We start from the raw sequence: 18,110 nt of genomic DNA on the forward strand, positions 1-18,110 counted from the left end.
ATGGAACGCATCGACCACGTATTGCCGTGGAGCCACCTGGGCAGCGAGCGCAAGATTTCCGTGTTCCGTTTCGGACGCGGCGAGCGCAAGGCCTACATTCAGGCCAGCCTGCACGCTGACGAATTGCCGGGCATGCGCACCGCTTGGGAGCTGAAAAAGCGCCTTGGCGAACTCGAAGCCAAAGGCTTGCTCAACGGCGTCATCGAACTGGTGCCGGTCGCCAACCCGTTGGGTCTTGGGCAATTGCTGCAAGGCAATCACCAGGGCCGTTTCGAGGCCGGCAGCGGCAAGAATTTCAACCGTGATTTCGTCGAGCTGAGCGCGCCGGTTGCGGCAGCATTGGCCGAGCGTCTCGGTGATGATCCGCATGCCAATGTGCGTCTGATCCGTCAGGCCATGGCTGATCACTTGGCGGCATTGCCGGAGGCGAGTAGCCAGTTGCAAGGTATGCAGCGTGTGTTGCTCAGCCACGCTTGCACCGCTGATGTGGTGCTCGATCTGCATTGCGATGCCGAAGCCGCGCTGCACATGTATGCGTTGCCGCAGCACTGGCCGCAGTGGCGTTCGCTGGCCGCGCACCTGAATGTGAAGGTCGGATTGCTCGCGGAAGATTCCGGCGGCAGCTCGTTCGATGAAGCTTGCTCGCTGCCATGGTTGCGTCTGTCGCGTCAGTTCCCCGATGCGCAGGTTCCGTTGGCATGTCTGGCGACCACGATTGAGCTTGGCGGTCAGGCCGACACCGGTCGCGCCGAAGCCTGTGCGTATGCTGAAGGCATTCTTGCGTTCCTCGACGAGCAAGGCTTGATCACCGGCGAGTGGCCGAACCCGGCGCACGAAGCCTGTGAAGGCATGCCGTTCGAGGGCACTGAGTTGCTGTTCGCGCCGCATCCGGGCGTCGTGAGTTTTCTGCGCAAGCCCGGCGAGTGGGTCGAGGCGGGTGATGAGATTTTTGAAGTGATTGATCCTCTGTCCGATCGGGTCAGCACGGTATGTGCTGGTACCTCCGGGGTGCTGTTTGCCATTGAACGGCTGCGTTATGCCCAACCCGGTTTCTGGCTGGCCAAGGTGGCGGGGCGCGAAGCGCTGCGTCACGGGCGCTTGCTCAACGACTGACTGACTGTTTTTGTGAGAACCGACCGCATGTACAAACTTGAAGTCCAAGACCTGCATAAACGCTATGGCAGTCACGAAGTGCTCAAGGGCGTGTCCCTGAAAGCGGCAGCCGGCGATGTGATCAGCATCATCGGCTCCAGTGGCTCCGGCAAAAGTACTTTCCTGCGCTGCATCAACCTGCTTGAGCAGCCGCACGCGGGCAAGATTCTGCTCAACAACGAAGAGCTGAAACTGGTGGCGAACAAGGACGGCGCGCTGAAAGCCGCTGATCCGAAGCAGCTGCAACGCATGCGTTCGCGCCTGTCGATGGTGTTCCAGCATTTCAACCTGTGGTCACACATGACTGCGCTGGAAAACATCATGGAAGCGCCGGTTCATGTACTCGGCGTGTCCAAGGCCGAAGCCCGCGAGAAAGCCGAGCACTACCTGAACAAGGTTGGCGTGGCCCATCGTAAAGACGCGTTCCCGGGGCACATGTCCGGTGGCGAGCAGCAGCGCGTGGCGATTGCTCGTGCGCTGGCGATGGAACCGGAAGTCATGCTGTTCGACGAACCGACTTCGGCGCTCGACCCGGAGCTGGTGGGCGACGTGCTGAAAGTCATGCAAGCGCTGGCTCAGGAAGGTCGCACCATGGTTGTGGTGACCCACGAGATGGGCTTTGCCCGTGAAGTGTCGAACCAGTTGGTGTTCCTGCACAAAGGCGTTGTTGAAGAAAGCGGCAACCCGCGTGAAGTGCTGGTGAATCCGCAGTCTGAACGTTTGCAACAATTCCTCTCGGGCAGCCTCAAGTAATCGCTGCCGTTATGCACCAGATTAGGTCATGCTTCGCGACCTAGAGACTGACCGAGATCCCTTGTAGGAGTGAGCCTGCTCGCGAAAGCGGTGGTTCAGACAGCAGTAATGTTGACTGTTACACCGCCATCGCGAGCAGGCTCACTCCTACATTTGATCTGCGCAGTTTCAAGATTTGTGTTCATTTTCGGGCTAGCATTGGCCCTTGCCTTCATCACTGTTCTTCGTTTCGGATTGCCCGCCCATGACTGCCCATCGAATTGGTTTCCTGATTTGGCCCAGCACTAAAGCGTTGACGCTGGCGCTGGCGGAGGAAGCCTTGCGTGTTGCTCAGCGTGTGCACCCGGACGTGGTTTACGAACTGTCGTTCCTGCAGGCCGAAGCCGTTACAGGAGCCGGGGCCGAAGGCGCCTGGCAACTGCCCGGTGAGGCCTGGACCGGCAAGCTCGAAAACTTCCAGAAACTTTTCCTGCTCGCTGACGAGCCGCCGACCACATTGGCCCCGGCGCTCAGCAGTGCGCTCAAGCAACTGGTGCGTGCGGGCACGGTCATCGGCGGTTTGTCCGCTGGCGTTTATCCATTGGCGCAACTCGGTTTGCTCGACGGTTATCGCGCGGCGGTGCACTGGCGCTGGCAGGACGATTTCGCCGAGCGCTTTCCGAAAGTCATCGCCACCAGTCACCTGTTCGACTGGGATCGCGATCGCTTGACCGCATGCGGCGGCATGTCCGTGCTCGATCTGTTGCTGGCGGTGCTGGCTCGCGATCACGGTGCAGAACTGGCCGGTGCAGTCTCGGAAGAACTGGTGGTTGAACGCATCCGCGAAGGTGGCGAGCGTCAGCGCATTCCGTTGCAGAACCGTCTCGGTTCCAGTCATCCGAAGCTCACCCAAGCGGTGTTGCTGATGGAAGCCAACATCGAAGAACCGCTGACCACCGACGAAATCGCCCAACACGTGTGCGTGTCCCGTCGACAGTTGGAGCGGATCTTCAAGCAATACCTCAACCGTGTGCCGAGCCAGTACTACCTGGAATTGCGCCTGAACAAGGCCCGGCAGATGTTGATGCAGACCAGCAAGTCGATCATTCAGATCGGCCTCTCGTGTGGCTTTTCTTCAGGGCCGCATTTCTCCAGCGCCTATCGCAATTTCTTCGGTGCCACGCCGCGGGAAGATCGCAACCAGCGGCGCAGCAGCAGCCCGTTCGAATTGTCTTCAGTGCCGCCCGAGCGCGGTTAGACCGCGTCGAGCGCCGGGGTCAATCGGAAAACGAGATAGCCCTGAAATTGTCCAGCGGATCGGCCTGGTTCCTGCGCCTTTCGTACTCCTCGAGCAAGTGGGCTTTTACCGCCTCGCTATACGTCGTCAGTCGTTGCTGGCTCTGTGCGTTCAAGGGATTGCCCGTGAACTCGTAGGTGGTTTTTGCGCCGGAGGTCGGCGAGGGCAGCGGGTCGGGGAGTTCGGTAATGGCGTTGCCGGACAGGTCCGCATAATTCAAACGGGGCAGTTCGAAAAGCCCGGGTGGCAGTTCGCTCAGCCCGGTATTTTCCAGATGCAACGAGTAGCACATGTGCAGGTTTCTCAGGTCCGGCGTCAGCCCTAACGGATTGTGGCTCAAGTCCAGTTTTTGCAGGTTCTCCATACGCGCCAGTGCGCTCGCGGTTTGCGCGTTCAGGACGATCCGGCAGTAGGGCAGTTCCAGGTCGGTCAGCTTGCTCATGCGGAACACCGCTGGCGGAATCTCGTTGAGCTGATAGGCCCGGATATCCAGGTTCTCAAGATTCGGAAACAGTTCGAGCAGGCGGTCAACCCGGGGGTGTACGCGGGCGGTGCTGGTCAGTGTCAGTTCGGTGATCTGCTCGAAACGCCCGCTCAGTGTCGGTAACTCACCGATGAACGACAGGTCACAGGCCAGCCCAGTCGGTGCAAAGCCTACCGGAGCCTCGCGCAAACGTCGCTCCAGGCCATCCTTGAACCAGGTTCTTCTGGCGTTTTCCTGTTGCAGCGCTTCGCCTTCCAGCGTGGCCCCCGTGAACGGATCGCGCGCAGCTTCCTTCGCCCATGTCCCGAGCTCGCCAAGCAATGTCGTCAGATCCCGCTGTCGGCGCAATAATTCGAGCCGCCCTTCGGCCATAGTGCCCGGCAGACTGTAGATCAGGTGGTTTGCATCGGCTTCGTTGATGCCTGGGTACAGAGCTTGCGTCAGGGCGATGTCCGCTTCGTCGGCCGTAACGCCCAAGTGCTTGCGAGTGATCCGGTATTCGGCTTTGATCCGGTCTCTGGCGGCAACGGACAGCGGGTTGGCTCGCAGATCAACGCCGTTTGAGGCAAATCCGGTCATGTCCTGCGGCAAGTCGACAATGGCGTTTTCACTCAGCAACGCGTAGCGCAGTTTCGTCAATTGCCCCAAGCCGGCGGGTATCTGGCTGATACCGGTACGGGTCAGGTCAAGTGTCTTCAGTGCCCGCAATGAGCTGATATCCGGTGCAGTGCCCAGTGGGTTGTTGTACAGGTCCAGCGCCTTCAGGCGGTTCATTCTGGACAGTGTGGTCTGCCCCATTGTGTCGAGGACAATACCGCAGCTGCTCATTGTCAGTGTTTCCATGGCCGGCATCAGCGACAGCGCTCGCGGCACCCGACCCAGGGCGAAACTGCGCAGTTCCAGGACTTGCAGTCCGCTGAAACACGACAGAAAACCTGTGGGTGCGTTCAGGGCTTCGTTGCCCCGTATGGATAAGCGGATGACGTGACTGAAGTCGGCCGTCAGTGGCGGCAACTCCCCGGCGAAGGACGCATCGAATTCCAGCGAGTTTAGCCTTAGTTCGGGTTTGTCCGGGTTTCTGCCGCGCCAGAACTCTTCCAGTTTCTGACTGAACTGTTTGCGGTGGCTCTGTTCAATCGCTCGATGGATGGCTCCCCAGTGCTCGCCTGTGGCGGGGTTGCGTACCGGCACGCGGTCGGACCAGGCACTCAGGTCGCTGATCATCTGGCTGATTTCCGCCTCCCAGCGCATCAGTTGCGCCGTACCGGCCTGCAATGTGCCGGGCAGGTGATAGATCAAGTGACTGGCATCGTCGACATCCATCCACGGATACAGGCGCTGTGCGCTGGCCAGGTCGCTGACGTCCGGCATCACGTCAAAGTGACGTCCTTGCTCGAGGTAATAGGTTTTGATGCGTTCGCGAGCGGCGAGGGACAGCGGGTTGTTACCCAGATTGAGTCCATCGGCGAGGTCCAGGTCGAGGCTGAAAAACTGCTCGGGGAGGTCGGTGATGCGGTTGCCGTTCAGCAGCGCGTTTTTCAGGTTCGGGTGACCGGCGATGCCATCGGGCAGGGCGGGAATGCCGGTATTGGTCAGCAAAATGTCACGCATGGCGGGGAAGAGCCGGAGGTCGGGTGCCATTGTCAGTGGGTTGTGGCTCAGGTCCAGCAGTTCAAGACTGCGCAGCGTCGAGAGGGTGCTTTGGTCGACTGCGTTGAAGGTAATGCCGCAGCGGGGCAGGGAGAGTTCCTTGAGCGTTGACAGTCGGGCCACTGCCTGGGGGATTTCATTCAGCGGGAATTGCTGCAGTTCCAGTTCCCGTGTGTTGACGAACAAATCGATGAATGCCTCGGGTGCACCGATGGCGTTGTTGCCTTTGAGCTTTACGCCCGACACATGGCTGAAATCTGCTGTCAGTCGGGGGAATTCACCAAAAAAGCGCAGGTCAGCCTCGAAGAAGTCGGCGCGCATACCCGACTCACCATAGCGGTGACGCCAGAACCGTTCCAGTTGTTGGCCGAACTCGGACCGGGCAGCGTACTGATCGAACAACTCGATGGCTGTGAGGATTTCGCCGGTGACAGGGTGGGTGCTCGGCACTTGGGGCGCCCACAAGGTCAGGTCGGTGGTCATCTGGTTAAGTTCGGCACGCCATTGCATGAGCTGAGTCCGGCCATCCGCCAAGGTGCCCGGCAAGTCATAGAACACATCGCTGGCCTCCTGCTCGTCCAGCGACGGAAACAGCTGACGCATAAGGGCGATATCGCCCTCATCAGCGCGCACGTCGAAGTCGAGTCCGGTGAGTCGGTAATAGGTCTTTATCTTGTTGTGCGTTTCACGGGTCAGCGGGTTGTCGGAGAAGTCCAGGCCATCGCTCTGATTGGCCGGCATATCAAACACGGCATCGGGTATTTCGCTGATACGGTTGCCGCTGAGGATAGCGGTACGCAAACTCGGGTGGCTGGTCAGCCCTTCGGGTACTACGTTGATGCCGGTATTGGACAGGTCGAGGTAGGTGAGTTCAGGCAACTGATTAAGGTCGGGGAAAGTCCCCAGCGGATTGTTGCTCAAGTCCAGCGTATGCAGGTTGTTGAGCGAGACCAGTGTCGCCTGATTTTCCGGGGTCAGCACCACACCGCAATCGTTGAGCTCCAGCACATTGAGCCGCGGCATTTTGATCGATGACAGCGCAATCGGTTCGAGGTCGAAGGCGTGCAACTCCAATGTGTTCAGGTGCTTGAAGCGCTGCATGAACGGGAGCAAGGCCGAAATATTTTTGTTACCGGTGAGCCGCAAGCGGGAGACATGGTCGAAGTTGGCGCTGAGGATGGGCATGTCGCCCATAAAGTCCAGATTCGCTACCAGCTCGCTTTGCCGGACAGAGGCCGACCTGTTGCGCCAGAACTGTTCCAGTGTTTCCCGGAATGCGTTCCTGGCATTGCGCTCGGAGGCTTGTTCATCGACGGTCAACGGCCGCCTGAAAATGGGTTCGAGCGCCGGAATCCGCTCGACCCAGGTACCCAGTTCGGTTCTCAGATGGCTGAGTTCGACCTCCCAGCGGGCGAGTTGAAATCGGCCTTCGAACAGGGTGCCGGGCAACCGATACAGCAGATCACTGGCCTGATCGGCGTTGAGTGCCGGAAACAATGCCACGGCGCGCTCGATGTCTGCAGACTCCGGTCGTACCCCGAAGTGTTTTCCGGTGTGGTTATAGAACGCTTTGACCTTCTCCCGAGTGGCTGTCGTCAGCGGGTTGTCGGCAAACCCGAAACCGTCACTGAGAGAGCTGGCCAGATTGAAAAAGGGCGGCGGTATTTCCGTGATGTTGTTGCCCTCGAAACTCGCGGTGATCAGGCGCGGATGATCGAGCATGTTGGCAGGCACTGTGGAAATGCCCGTTCTCGACAGATTGAGGTGACGCAGCGATGGCAGTGCGCTGATGTCCGGGGGCGTACCCAAGGCATTACCGCGCAGATCCAGCAGCGAGAGATGGGGCAATGCCGCCAGCAACGTCTGGTTGGCCGCCGAATGGCGGATGCCACAGTTGCGCAGGATCAACTGACGCAGATTGGGCATGGCACTCACGGATTGGGGCAGATTCGGCAGGTTGAGATTTTGCGCATCCAGATACAGCATGCTCGGGAAGCGTTGCAAAAACGCATCCACAGCCCCGGTGCTGGCGCTGCCGTTTATGGAGAGCATCGAGACGTGACCAAAATCCGCCTCCAGTACGGGCAAGTCACCGAGGATCGGTTCGGCGATCTGCAACATGTAGCCGGCGGGGCCACGGGTCTGTCTGCGCCAGCAACGCAACAGTGCGTCCCTGAGTCGGGCGCGATTCTGCAGGGCTGCCCGGCGCTCGATGTAGGTCAACGGCAGGCCACTGACCGGATCGTTGGCCGGGACATCAATTTCCCAGCGACGCAGATCATCGCTGAGCTTCATGTGTTCATTGCGACGCCTGGCCAGTTCAACGTTGAGTGCGGCCGGATCATTCTGAAAAGCAGCCACGTAATTTCGTGCTTCCTCAGCGGAGAAGCCTCGAAAAACTTCCTGCACACGCTCCTCGGGGCTGACGATGCGCTGGCCGGTGGTCATCAGGTTGTCCTGATGTTCGATGCCGACCGCACCGAGTTCGCCCGCTTGAAAAAAGTCGGCATCTTCAAGGCGCCTGGGGGTACTCAGTCGCTGATCGCCGAAGCCCTCAAGGCGTAGCGTGTCCACCGCAGGCTGAAGGATTGGCGTCTCGAACATTACGGTGCGCAGTTCATTGCGTGCCAGTGTTCGCTCGCGGATCGCCGACTGCAGCAGGTCGCTCTGACCGATCTGCATATTCAGACTTCGGCGCTCGCCATCGGGTAGCGCGTACAAAACGCTGGAGTAAAAATCCGTGGCCGAGTGCAGTTCCTGGTCGCGGTCGTCAAAGGGCTGATAGCGACCGTCCGATTGGCGCACCAGCACTTTCTGTGCGGGCGCATCTTCGCGTCCGATGCTGTCGAGTACGCGGCCTTCATAGCGACCGTCGCGGATTTCGATGCGCACATCGCCGCTCCAGCCCGGCAGTAACTTGAGGCTGTGCAGCGCCAGAGAGTCGGAATCGGCATTGCTCACGGACTTCAGCGCCAGCCCCTCGTAAGCGCGGGTAACGCGCACCTCCTGTTGCGCCCGTTGCAGGAGTGCCTGCTGGCGCGGTGGCAGTTCACCTTCGTTGATCTGCATCAGCTCGCTGCCAGTGGCAGTGTCGAGCAGTTCGCGAGTGATGCTCGCCGGCAGTGATGGATCGTGGCTGACAAGCGCTTGGGCCAGCGGGTCGTCAATGTGCTGCAGGGCCTGATAGCGCGATTCGAACATCGAGCTGCGATGGCGGCGGGCGAGATGGGCCAGTTGTTGGCGCAAGGTCTGACTACGGACATCGAGTGAAGGCATTGGCCCGCCGAAGGATTCTGCGAGCAGGGCTTTGGTTTGTTGCTCGTCGAGGGACGCAAGCAGGGTTTTGAGCAGGTCGCCATCGATCAGGCTGGCCTGGCGAAGCTCGATCAGTGGCAAGGATTCGTCCGCCGAAGATTGCCAGAGCAGTTCGCCCTGTTGATTAGCCAGACGCAGGCGCTGGCTGCTCGGCCAGCGACCGTGTTCCGTCAGCAGTTGCAGCTGCGTCACCGGATCGGCGCGCCGGTATTGTTCGGCCACGTTGCTGTCGAGTTGATCGATGAAGCGTTGCAGCTGTTGATCGATCTTGAAGCGCTGGATGCTGTCGGCCAGCAGCGGCGGCGGTGTTTGTTGATCGACATGCATCTTGCGCACGGCATCGTCATTGACGCCACTGACACGAAGAATGGTCTCGCGCTCGGTCGGCGAGAACGTATCGATGGCAGGGGAGACTCGTCGCAGCGCCGTGTCGGTGTCCCACGCCAGTGGTTGTTCCATTTCGGTGTGCCAGGCACCGGCGCCGTTGTGCCGCACCGTCGGTTGGTAGGCGTCGGGTCGAGTCGGGTGTTCGATGATGTATTGGCCGGGAATCGCACTTTCGCTCACGGCAAAATGGGCGTCTTCCAGTGGCAGCAGTTGTTTGCCTTGATGCGTGTGCAAACCCAGTTCGTTGGGCATTGAGCCGGCATCGGGCACCGCTGTGTGTTGGTAGCGGGTCAGATCGGGATCCCAGTAGCGGGTTGCGCCGTTGCTCAATTGCACAGGCTTGAAACGATCGATGAATGCGACCACCTCCTTGGGCAGGACCTTGCGAAATTCGCCGGCACCAATCGCACCGCCCACGCCGAAGATGCCGAGTTGGATCAGCGATTCGACGGTGTCCATCAAGTGCTCGAAGGCTTCTGTCGTGCGGCCCTGGCCCCACTCGATGATGCCCTCGAAGGCTTCGTCGAGCATTTGATAGGCCATGTACGCCATCATCGCTTCACCGAGTACCGGCACAAACGGCGCGACGATCAGCGCGGCGGTCTGAACAATGCTCGAGAGGATGTTGCTTACTGAATCCCAGAACGCCCAGCGCGCCTTTTGGTCCACTACGGAGGTGGGCACGGCGATCACCCGGGCGTCATTGAAGATCTTGTTCAGTTTCGCTTGATAAAGGTGTTGCCAGAGATTGTCAGGGAACGGCGTCAGGGTGGTTTGCAGGTCCGGCCGCTCGACCGGGGTTTCGCGCCACGCGGGCAGCGAACTGCCGGGCTCCGGCGGATGCCACGTCATCTGCGTCAAGCGGCTGTTGAGGGTGCTGAAGAAAAACCCGCGATGTTCGTGGTTCACAAAGCGGCTGAAAAACTGTTGATAGTCTTTCGAGCGCAACTGGCGCGTCAGTTCGACAAACAGTTCGTAGGTCGAGGCGTATTCCTTGAAGGGGTGTTCGGGGTCGTCCGGGACATAGGCCACCACCCGTGCCGGGTCTCGCGACACATACAGGTCGGGGGCAAAGACGACGATACCGGTGAGCGGCGCGCACAGCATTCCCATGTCATGGCTCTTTACCTGCGCGCCGCTGATATATAGCCCGGTCATGCCGTCGAGCACGGCGTCGATCAAGCGAAAATAACTTTCCGAGACATCGTGATTCATCCGCGCCCATTGCAGTGCGGCTTTCATCGCGGCTTTCTGACTGTCGTCTATTTTTCCGCGCAGTACGGAGGCCACCATCGGATCGGAATAACCAAGGTTGTCTTCCAGATGGGTTTTATAGCGGGCGCCGAGATCCAGACTGCGACACAACCGGGTGAAGGCTGGAATGCTCAGTGTGGATTTGAGCGCCGGCAAGGTCTCGAACTGACCGGTTGCCGAGGGACGGTTCGTATAGGTCGATTCGGCTTCGAAGGCGTTTTCGGAGGTTTCCTTTTCTTCGAAGTTATGCAGCGCGGCATCCAGCAGTGACACCGTCCAGACGCGGGCGCCCGTGGTGATCGGGAACCACGGTGTGGTCGCGGGAATGTAGAGGCGCACAAAGGTGTTGCGCACATCCAGGTCCAGGCCGAAACAGTCTTTCAGTTGTTGTTTGAGCAACGGTTCGGCAAAGGCGCTGGCGTCCTGCAGGTGTTCCAGGCTCTGGTCGACTTTGCTTTGCGCGACCCAGTGCGCGGCGTTGAGGGTCTTCATCTGTTGATGGCTTTCGGTCGGAGCAGCCTGAATCGAGGCGGACGCCTGCGGCCGGGTGTTTCCGAGTGCCTCGCGCCGGCCTGTGGAAATGTTACCGAGCCAGTCGGGCAGGGCTTTTTTCAGCGGCAGATAATGATCATCGTGATGCTGCGCGTCACTCGTGGCGGTCGAGGCTGCCGGTGGGTGTCGTTGAGACGGATGCATGGGCCATTCCTTGGCGTTGAGAAGAACGCGCAGCAAATCAGGAAATGGCCCCCCTTGTGCGGTACATATTTATATCTTTGTCGCGGGGTTGAATTGGTATTCTCAGCAACCTGCCGCAAATCGGCGGCGCCCGGTAAACTGCGCCTTTGCGACGCTATATGTCGCATTGCCGTAAACCCGGGAAAATCCGGGGTTTGCGCTATAAGAAGTTGTCGCTTGGCGACAAGGCCGGGCAGAAAACTGTCCTTACAATCCCCCCATCGCTCGCCAGTTTCAGGCGGGTGGCCCTCATCAGGAGACTCCGATGTCCGTTGAGCACGCTGCGGTACAACGCGCTGATTTCGACCAGGTAATGGTTCCCAACTACGCGCCTGCCGCTTTCATTCCGGTGCGTGGCGCCGGTTCCCGTGTCTGGGATCAGGCCGGCCGCGAGCTGATCGACTTCGCCGGCGGGATTGCCGTTAACGTATTGGGCCATGCGCACCCGGCGCTGGTCGGTGCACTGACCGAGCAAGCGAACAAGCTGTGGCACGTGTCCAACGTGTTCACCAACGAGCCGGCCCTGCGCCTGGCGCACAAGCTGATCGACGCCACGTTCGCCGAGCGCGTGTTCTTCTGCAACTCCGGCGCTGAAGCCAACGAGGCCGCGTTCAAGCTGGCCCGTCGTGTTGCGTTCGACCGTTTCGGCACTGAGAAATACGAAATCATTGCCGCGCTGAACAGCTTCCACGGCCGTACCCTGTTCACCGTCAACGTTGGTGGCCAATCGAAGTACTCCGACGGTTTCGGCCCGAAAATCACCGGCATCACCCACGTGCCTTATAACGATCTGGCAGCGCTGAAAGCCGCCGTTTCCGACAAGACCTGTGCGGTCGTGCTGGAACCGATCCAGGGCGAGGGCGGCGTACTGCCAGCCGAGCTGGCTTACCTGCAAGGTGCCCGCGAACTGTGCGACGCGAACAACGCTCTGCTGGTGTTCGACGAAGTGCAGACGGGCATGGGCCGCAGCGGCAAGCTGTTCGCCTATCAGCATTACGGCGTGACCCCGGACATCCTCACCAGCGCCAAGAGCCTGGGCGGTGGTTTCCCGATCGCGGCGATGCTGACCACCGAAGCACTGGCCAAACACTTGGTCGTCGGCACTCACGGCACCACGTACGGCGGCAACCCGCTGGCGTGCGCGGTCGCTGAAGCGGTGATCGACGTAATCAACACCCCTGAAGTGCTGAGCGGCGTGAATGCCAAGCACGACAAGTTCAAGGCGCGCCTTGAGCAGATCGGCGAGAAATACGGCTTGTTCACTCAGGTGCGTGGCCTCGGTCTGCTGATCGGTTGCGTACTGAACGATGCCTGGAAAGGCAAAGCCAAAGACATCTTCAACGCTGCTGAAAAAGAAGGCCTGATGATTCTGCAGGCGGGCCCGGACGTGATCCGTTTCGCCCCGAGCCTGGTGGTGGAAGACGCCGATATTGATGCCGGTCTGGATCGTTTCGAGCGCGCGGCTGCAGCATTGACGCAAGTCTGATAGACCCTTCGACGCCTGGAGTTTTTCAGGCGTCGATCAAAATTTTATGCCGGACCAGATCAACTGTAGGAGTGAGCCTGCTCGCGATTGCGGTGTGTCAGTCGACTCATTGGTTTCTGACAGACCGCAATCGCGAGCAGGCTCACTCCTACATTGATCTCCATGTAGGCCCGGCTATTTTTCTGTGAATTGATAAGAGAAAAGGAGTGACACCATGCTGGTGATGCGCCCCGCGCAAATGGCTGATCTGGGCGAGGTACAGCGTCTGGCTGCGGACAGCCCGATTGGTGTCACTTCCTTGCCGGATGACGTGGAACGTCTGAGCGACAAGATTGCCGCGAGCGAAGCTTCGTTCGCTGCCGAAGTGAGCTTCAACGGTGAAGAGAGCTACTTCTTCGTCCTCGAAGATTCCACCACCGGAAAACTGGTCGGCTGCTCGGCCATCGTCGCCTCAGCCGGTTATTCGGAGCCGTTCTACAGCTTCCGCAACGAGACCTTCGTCCACGCTTCGCGCGAGCTGAAGATTCACAACAAGATCCACGTGCTTTCGCAGTGCCACGACCTGACCGGCAATAGCTTGCTGACCAGTTTCTACGTGCAGCGCGAGCTGGTCGGTTCGCCGTGGTCGGAACTCAACTCCCGTGGCCGTTTGCTGTTCGTTGCCAGCCACCCGGAGCGTTTCGCCGATTCGGTGGTCACCGAGATCGTCGGTTACAGCGACGAGAACGGCGACTCGCCATTCTGGGATGCGATCGGTCGCAACTTCTTCGACCTCAACTACGCCGAAGCCGAACGTCTGTGCGGGCTGAAAAGCCGTACGTTCCTCGCCGAGCTGATGCCGCATTACCCGATCTACGTACCGCTGCTGCCGGATTCCGCCCAAGAGGCGATGGGCCAGGTGCACCCGCGTGCGCAGATTACCTTCGACATCCTGATGCGCGAAGGCTTCGAGACCGATCACTACATCGACATTTTCGACGGTGGCCCGACCCTGCATGCGCGCGTTTCGGGGATCCGTTCGATCGCCCAGAGCCGCGTGGTGCCAGTGAAGATCGGCGAGCCGGTCAAAGGTGCCGGGCGTCAGTATCTGGTGGCCAACGCGCAGTTGCAGGATTACCGCGCGGTGCTGCTGGAACTGGATTACGCGCCGGGTAAACCGGTGACTCTGGATCTGGAAGCGGCCGAAGCCTTGGGCGTCGGTGAAGGTGCCAGCGTGCGCCTGGTGGCGGTTTAACGCCTTAGCGAGTTTCACGGGTGGCGAAAGCGGCCCGTTTGAGGAGATAGCATGATTGTTCGTCCCGTACGCAGCAGCGATTTAGCCGCGCTGATCGACCTGGCCCGCAGCACTGGCACCGGCCTGACCACATTGCCGGCTAACGAAGAACGTCTGGCCCATCGGGTCGGCTGGGCCGAGAAGACTTTTCGCGGTGAAGCTGGCCGTGGTGATGCGGACTACCTGTTCGTGCTCGAAGACGACGACGGCCGCGTGGTGGGGATTTCCGCCATTGCTGGCGCGGTCGGTATGCGTGAGCCCTGGTACAACTTCCGTGTCGGCCTGACCGTCAGCGCTTCGCAAGAGCTGAACATCTATCGCGAGATTCCGACGCTGTTCCTGGCCAACGACCTGACCGGTAATTCCGAGCTGTGCTCGCTGTTCCTGCACGCCGATTACCGCAGCGGTCTGAACGGTCGCATGCTGTCGAAGGCGCGGATGCTGTTCATCGCCGAATTCCCTGAACTGTTCGGCAACAAGATCATTGCCGAAATGCGCGGTGTGTCGGATGACGCCGGTCGTTCGCCGTTCTGGGAAAGCCTCGGTCGGCACTTCTTCAAAATGGAATTCAGCCAGGCCGATTACCTCACCGGTGTCGGCAACAAGGCGTTCATCGCTGAGCTGATGCCGAAATTCCCGCTGTACACCTGCTTCCTCTCCGAAGGCGCGCGCAGTGTCATCGGTCAGGTTCACCCGGACACCGAGCCAGCCCTGGCGATGCTCAAGGGCGAAGGGTTCAGCTATCAGGGTTACGTCGACATCTTCGACGCAGGTCCGGCCATCGAATGCGAAACCGGCAAGATCCGCGCCGTGCGTGACAGTGAAGCGCTGGTGCTGGCCGTTGGCACACCGGGCGACGACGCGACGCCGTTCATCATCCATAACCGCAAGCGCGAAGACTGCCGCATCACCGCTGCGCCGGCGCGTCTGGCTGCCGGCACGCTGGTGGTCGATCCGCAGACCGCCAAACGTCTTCAACTCAACGCTGGCGATCAAGTGCGCGCTGTGGCGTTGTCCGCTGCACGGGAGTCGAAATAATGAATTCGCTATACATCGCAGGTGAGTGGCTGGCCGGTCAGGGCGAAGCTTTTCAATCGCTGAACCCGGTGACCCAGCAAGTGCTGTGGTCGGGGGAGGGCGCCACGGCGGCTCAGGTTGAGTCGGCTGTGCAGGCTGCGCGTCAGGCATTCCCGGAGTGGGCTCGTCGCTCGCTGGATGAGCGCATCACGGTTCTGGAAGCGTTCGCCGCCGCGCTGAAAAACCACGCTGACGAACTGGCCCGCACCATTGGTGAAGAGACCGGCAAGCCGCTGTGGGAATCCGCGACTGAAGTCACCAGCATGGTCAACAAGATCGCGATCTCGGTGCAGAGCTATCGCGAGCGTACCGGCGAGAAGAGCGGCCCGTTGGGCGACGCTACCGCCGTGCTGCGCCACAAGCCACACGGTGTGGTTGCGGTGTTCGGCCCTTACAATTTCCCTGGCCACTTGCCGAACGGTCACATCGTGCCGGCGCTGCTGGCGGGTAACAGCGTGCTGTTCAAGCCGAGCGAACTGACCCCGAAAGTCGCCGAGCTGACGGTCAAGTGCTGGATCGAAGCCGGTCTGCCAGCGGGTGTTTTGAACCTGCTGCAAGGTGCTCGCGAAACCGGCATCGCGCTGGCGGCTAACCCTGGCATCGACGGTCTGTTCTTCACCGGTTCGAGCCGCACCGGCAATCACCTTCATCAGCAATTTGCCGGTCGTCCGGACAAGATTCTGGCGCTGGAAATGGGCGGCAACAACCCGCTGGTGGTTGATCAGGTCGCGGATCTGGATGCGGCGGTTTACACGATCATTCAGTCAGCCTTCATCTCTGCCGGTCAGCGTTGCACCTGTGCTCGGCGTCTGCTGGTGCCGCAAGGCGCGTGGGGCGACAGCCTGCTCAAGCGTCTGGTGGAAGTCAGCGCGACTATTGAGGTCGGCGCATTCGATCAGCAACCGGCGCCGTTCATGGGCTCGGTGATTTCCCTTGGCGCAGCGAAAGCGCTGATGGACGCTCAAGAACATCTGCTGGCCAACGGCGCGGTTTCGCTGCTGGAAATGACTCAGCCGCAAGCACAAGCCGCGTTGCTGACGCCGGGCATCGTTGATGTGACGGCGGTTGCCGAGCGTCCGGACGAAGAGCTGTTCGGCCCGTTGCTGCAGGTGATCCGCTATGTTGATTTTGAAGCGGCGATCACTGAGGCGAACAACACGGCTTATGGCTTGGCCGCTGGTTTGTTGTCGGATTCCGAAGCGCGTTATCAGCAGTTCTGGCTGCAAAGCCGTGCCGGCATCGTCAACTGGAACAAGCAACTGACCGGTGCTGCGAGCAGCGCGCCATTCGGTGGTGTCGGTGCATCGGGCAACCATCGCGCCAGCGCCTATTACGCAGCGGATTACTGCGCGTATCCGGTGGCGTCGCTGGAAACACCGAGCCTGACTTTGCCTGCAGCCCTTACGCCTGGCGTGAAAATGGCGTAACGGCCATTCGCGAGCAGGCTCGCTCCCACATTGGACTGCATTTCCCTGTGGGAGCGAGCTTGCTCGCGAAGGCCGCGCCTCGGTCTAAAAGAATAGTTACTGAAGCCTATAACAACAGATTCTCGTGGAGCCTCGCTGATGAAATCCTATGAAGTCAATTTTGACGGTCTAGTGGGGCCGACCCATAACTACGGTGGTCTGTCCTACGGCAACGTTGCCTCCCAGAGCAACAGCCAGCAGTCTTCGAATCCGAAGGAAGCGGCGCTGCAAGGCCTGGCGAAAATGAAAGCGCTGATGGAAATGGGCTTTCAGCAAGGTGTGCTGGCACCGCAGGAACGTCCGGACGTGGCCGCTCTGCGCCGTCTGGGTTTCAGCGGTACCGATGCGCAAGTGATCGAGCGCGCCGCCAAAGAAGCCATGCCGCTGCTGGTCGCCAGTTGCTCGGCATCGAGCATGTGGGTGGCCAACGCCGCCACGGTCAGCCCGAGTGCCGATACCGCTGATGGCCGCGTGCATTTCACCGCCGCCAACCTCAACTGCAAATACCACCGCAGCATCGAGCACCCGACCACCAGCCGTGTGCTCGGCGCGATGTTCGCCAATCAGCAGCACTTCGCCCATCACGCGGCATTGCCAGCGGTAGCGCAATTCGGTGACGAAGGCGCGGCCAACCACACACGTTTCTGCCGTGAATATGGCGAGGCGGGCGTCGAGTTCTTCGTGTTCGGTCGCAGTGCCTTCGACAACCGTTTCCCTGCGCCGCAAAAGTACCCGGCGCGCCAGACCCTCGAAGCGTCGCAAGCGGTAGTGCGTCTGCACGGTTTGCGTGAGGAGGGCGTGGTTTACGCCCAGCAAAACCCGAACGTGATCGATCAGGGCGTGTTCCACAACGACGTAATCGCCGTGGGCAATGGCGAGGTCTTGTTCTATCACGAGGACGCCTTCCTCGAGACCGATCAGATGCTGGCCGAGTTGCAAAGCAAGCTGGTCAAAGTCGGCGGCAACTTCCAGTCCGTGTGTGTGCCGCGTTCGGCAGTCACCGTGGATGACGCGGTACGTTCCTACCTGTTCAACAGCCAGTTGCTGTCGCGTCCTGATGGCTCGATGTTGCTGATCGTGCCGCAAGAGTGTCAGGCCAACGAACGCGTTTGGGCTTACCTGCAAAGCCTGACCAGCTCGGGCGGCCTGATCCGCGAAGTGAAAGTTTTCGATCTCAAGCAAAGCATGCAGAACGGCGGCGGCCCGGCGTGCCTGCGACTGCGCGTCGCGCTTAACGAAACTGAACTGGCAGCCGTCAACCCAGGGGTTATCATGACGCCACCGTTGTACGGTTCGTTGACCGCATGGGTTGAAAAGCACTACCGCGACCGCTTGAGCGAAACCGATCTGGCGGATCCGCAATTGCTGCTTGAATGCCGGACGGCACTGGATGAACTGACGCAAATCCTTAAACTGGGCGCGGTTTATCCATTCCAGATCAATTGATGGCCGGCGTGTTGCTTGAACGCGGCGCGCGGCTTGTCTCCCCAAGAGAGTAAAAACATGAGCGATTCCCTGCAGCTGATCCTTGAAGACACCGACGGCACGCAACTGGAGACTTCCTGCACCCGCGTCGCGGTCATGTGGCAAGGCAAAGAGCTGTGGATCCAGCAGGACGGCCGCGGCCAACTGCTGATCGGCGTGGACGTTGAAGAAGGTGATGCCGAGTACGCCAACCTGCTGCTGCGCCCATTGGCGACTAATCTGGTAAGTCTGCAACTGGAAATGGAACCGGCTGACATCGGCGACGACGAAGACCACGTGCACGGCCCGGATTGCAATCACGATCACTAAGGAAACCG

The 18,110-nt window shown here is 60.1% G+C and carries 10 protein-coding genes; 9 read left to right on the forward strand and 1 reads right to left on the reverse strand.

Annotated elements, in window-relative coordinates; all coding sequences use genetic code 11:
* The 3 genes from ACOYXE_RS00740 (at window position 1) to argR (ending at window position 3,142) form a co-directional block, all read left to right on the forward strand.
* Window positions 1-1,113, forward strand: coding sequence for a M14 family metallopeptidase (locus ACOYXE_RS00740; RefSeq protein ID WP_460927346.1), 1,113 nt, complete (start codon window positions 1-3; stop codon window positions 1,111-1,113).
* A gap of 27 nt (window positions 1,114-1,140) precedes the next feature.
* The gene (locus ACOYXE_RS00745; RefSeq protein WP_003227281.1) at window positions 1,141-1,905 is read left to right on the forward strand and encodes an ABC transporter ATP-binding protein; all 765 of its coding nucleotides are present in this window, start codon (window positions 1,141-1,143) and stop codon (window positions 1,903-1,905) included.
* A 244-nt stretch (window positions 1,906-2,149) separates the two neighbouring features.
* Window positions 2,150-3,142 carry a transcriptional regulator ArgR gene (gene argR, locus ACOYXE_RS00750; RefSeq protein ID WP_174244476.1) on the forward strand — a complete coding sequence of 331 codons (993 nt, stop codon included), beginning with the start codon at window positions 2,150-2,152 and terminating at the stop codon, window positions 3,140-3,142.
* Window positions 3,143-3,161: 19 nt separating this feature from the next.
* On the opposite strand, the gene ACOYXE_RS00755 is transcribed toward argR, so the two are convergent.
* Window positions 3,162-10,967, reverse strand: coding sequence for a dermonecrotic toxin domain-containing protein (locus ACOYXE_RS00755; protein ID WP_460927349.1), 7,806 nt, complete (start codon window positions 10,965-10,967; stop codon window positions 3,162-3,164).
* 304 nt (window positions 10,968-11,271) lie between these two features.
* Here ACOYXE_RS00755 and ACOYXE_RS00760 point away from each other — a divergent pair, with 304 nt between their 5' ends.
* The 6 genes from ACOYXE_RS00760 (at window position 11,272) to ACOYXE_RS00785 (ending at window position 18,102) form a co-directional block, all read left to right on the forward strand.
* Window positions 11,272-12,492, forward strand: a complete 1,221-nt coding sequence (locus ACOYXE_RS00760; protein WP_160059095.1) for an aspartate aminotransferase family protein — start codon at window positions 11,272-11,274, stop codon at window positions 12,490-12,492.
* A gap of 214 nt (window positions 12,493-12,706) precedes the next feature.
* Entirely contained in the window at window positions 12,707-13,726 is a 1,020-nt protein-coding gene (aruF, locus tag ACOYXE_RS00765) for an arginine/ornithine succinyltransferase subunit alpha (protein WP_007919353.1), read from the forward strand.
* Window positions 13,727-13,777: 51 nt separating this feature from the next.
* Window positions 13,778-14,803 (forward strand): arginine N-succinyltransferase, encoded by a 1,026-nt coding sequence (gene astA / locus ACOYXE_RS00770; protein WP_008077921.1) that lies wholly within the window; start codon window positions 13,778-13,780, stop codon window positions 14,801-14,803.
* A complete protein-coding gene (gene astD / locus ACOYXE_RS00775) occupies window positions 14,800-16,269 on the forward strand; it encodes a succinylglutamate-semialdehyde dehydrogenase (RefSeq protein WP_460929911.1) in 1,470 nt (489 codons plus the stop codon). Before astA ends, astD begins: the two co-directional genes overlap by 4 nt.
* A gap of 138 nt (window positions 16,270-16,407) precedes the next feature.
* Window positions 16,408-17,754 carry an N-succinylarginine dihydrolase gene (gene astB, locus ACOYXE_RS00780; RefSeq protein WP_460927352.1) on the forward strand — a complete coding sequence of 449 codons (1,347 nt, stop codon included), beginning with the start codon at window positions 16,408-16,410 and terminating at the stop codon, window positions 17,752-17,754.
* A gap of 57 nt (window positions 17,755-17,811) precedes the next feature.
* A complete protein-coding gene (locus ACOYXE_RS00785) occupies window positions 17,812-18,102 on the forward strand; it encodes a topoisomerase II (RefSeq protein ID WP_160059092.1) in 291 nt (96 codons plus the stop codon).
* The last annotated feature ends 8 nt before the right edge of the window (window positions 18,103-18,110 follow it).

The organism is Pseudomonas sp. MC6, from assembly GCF_054790575.1.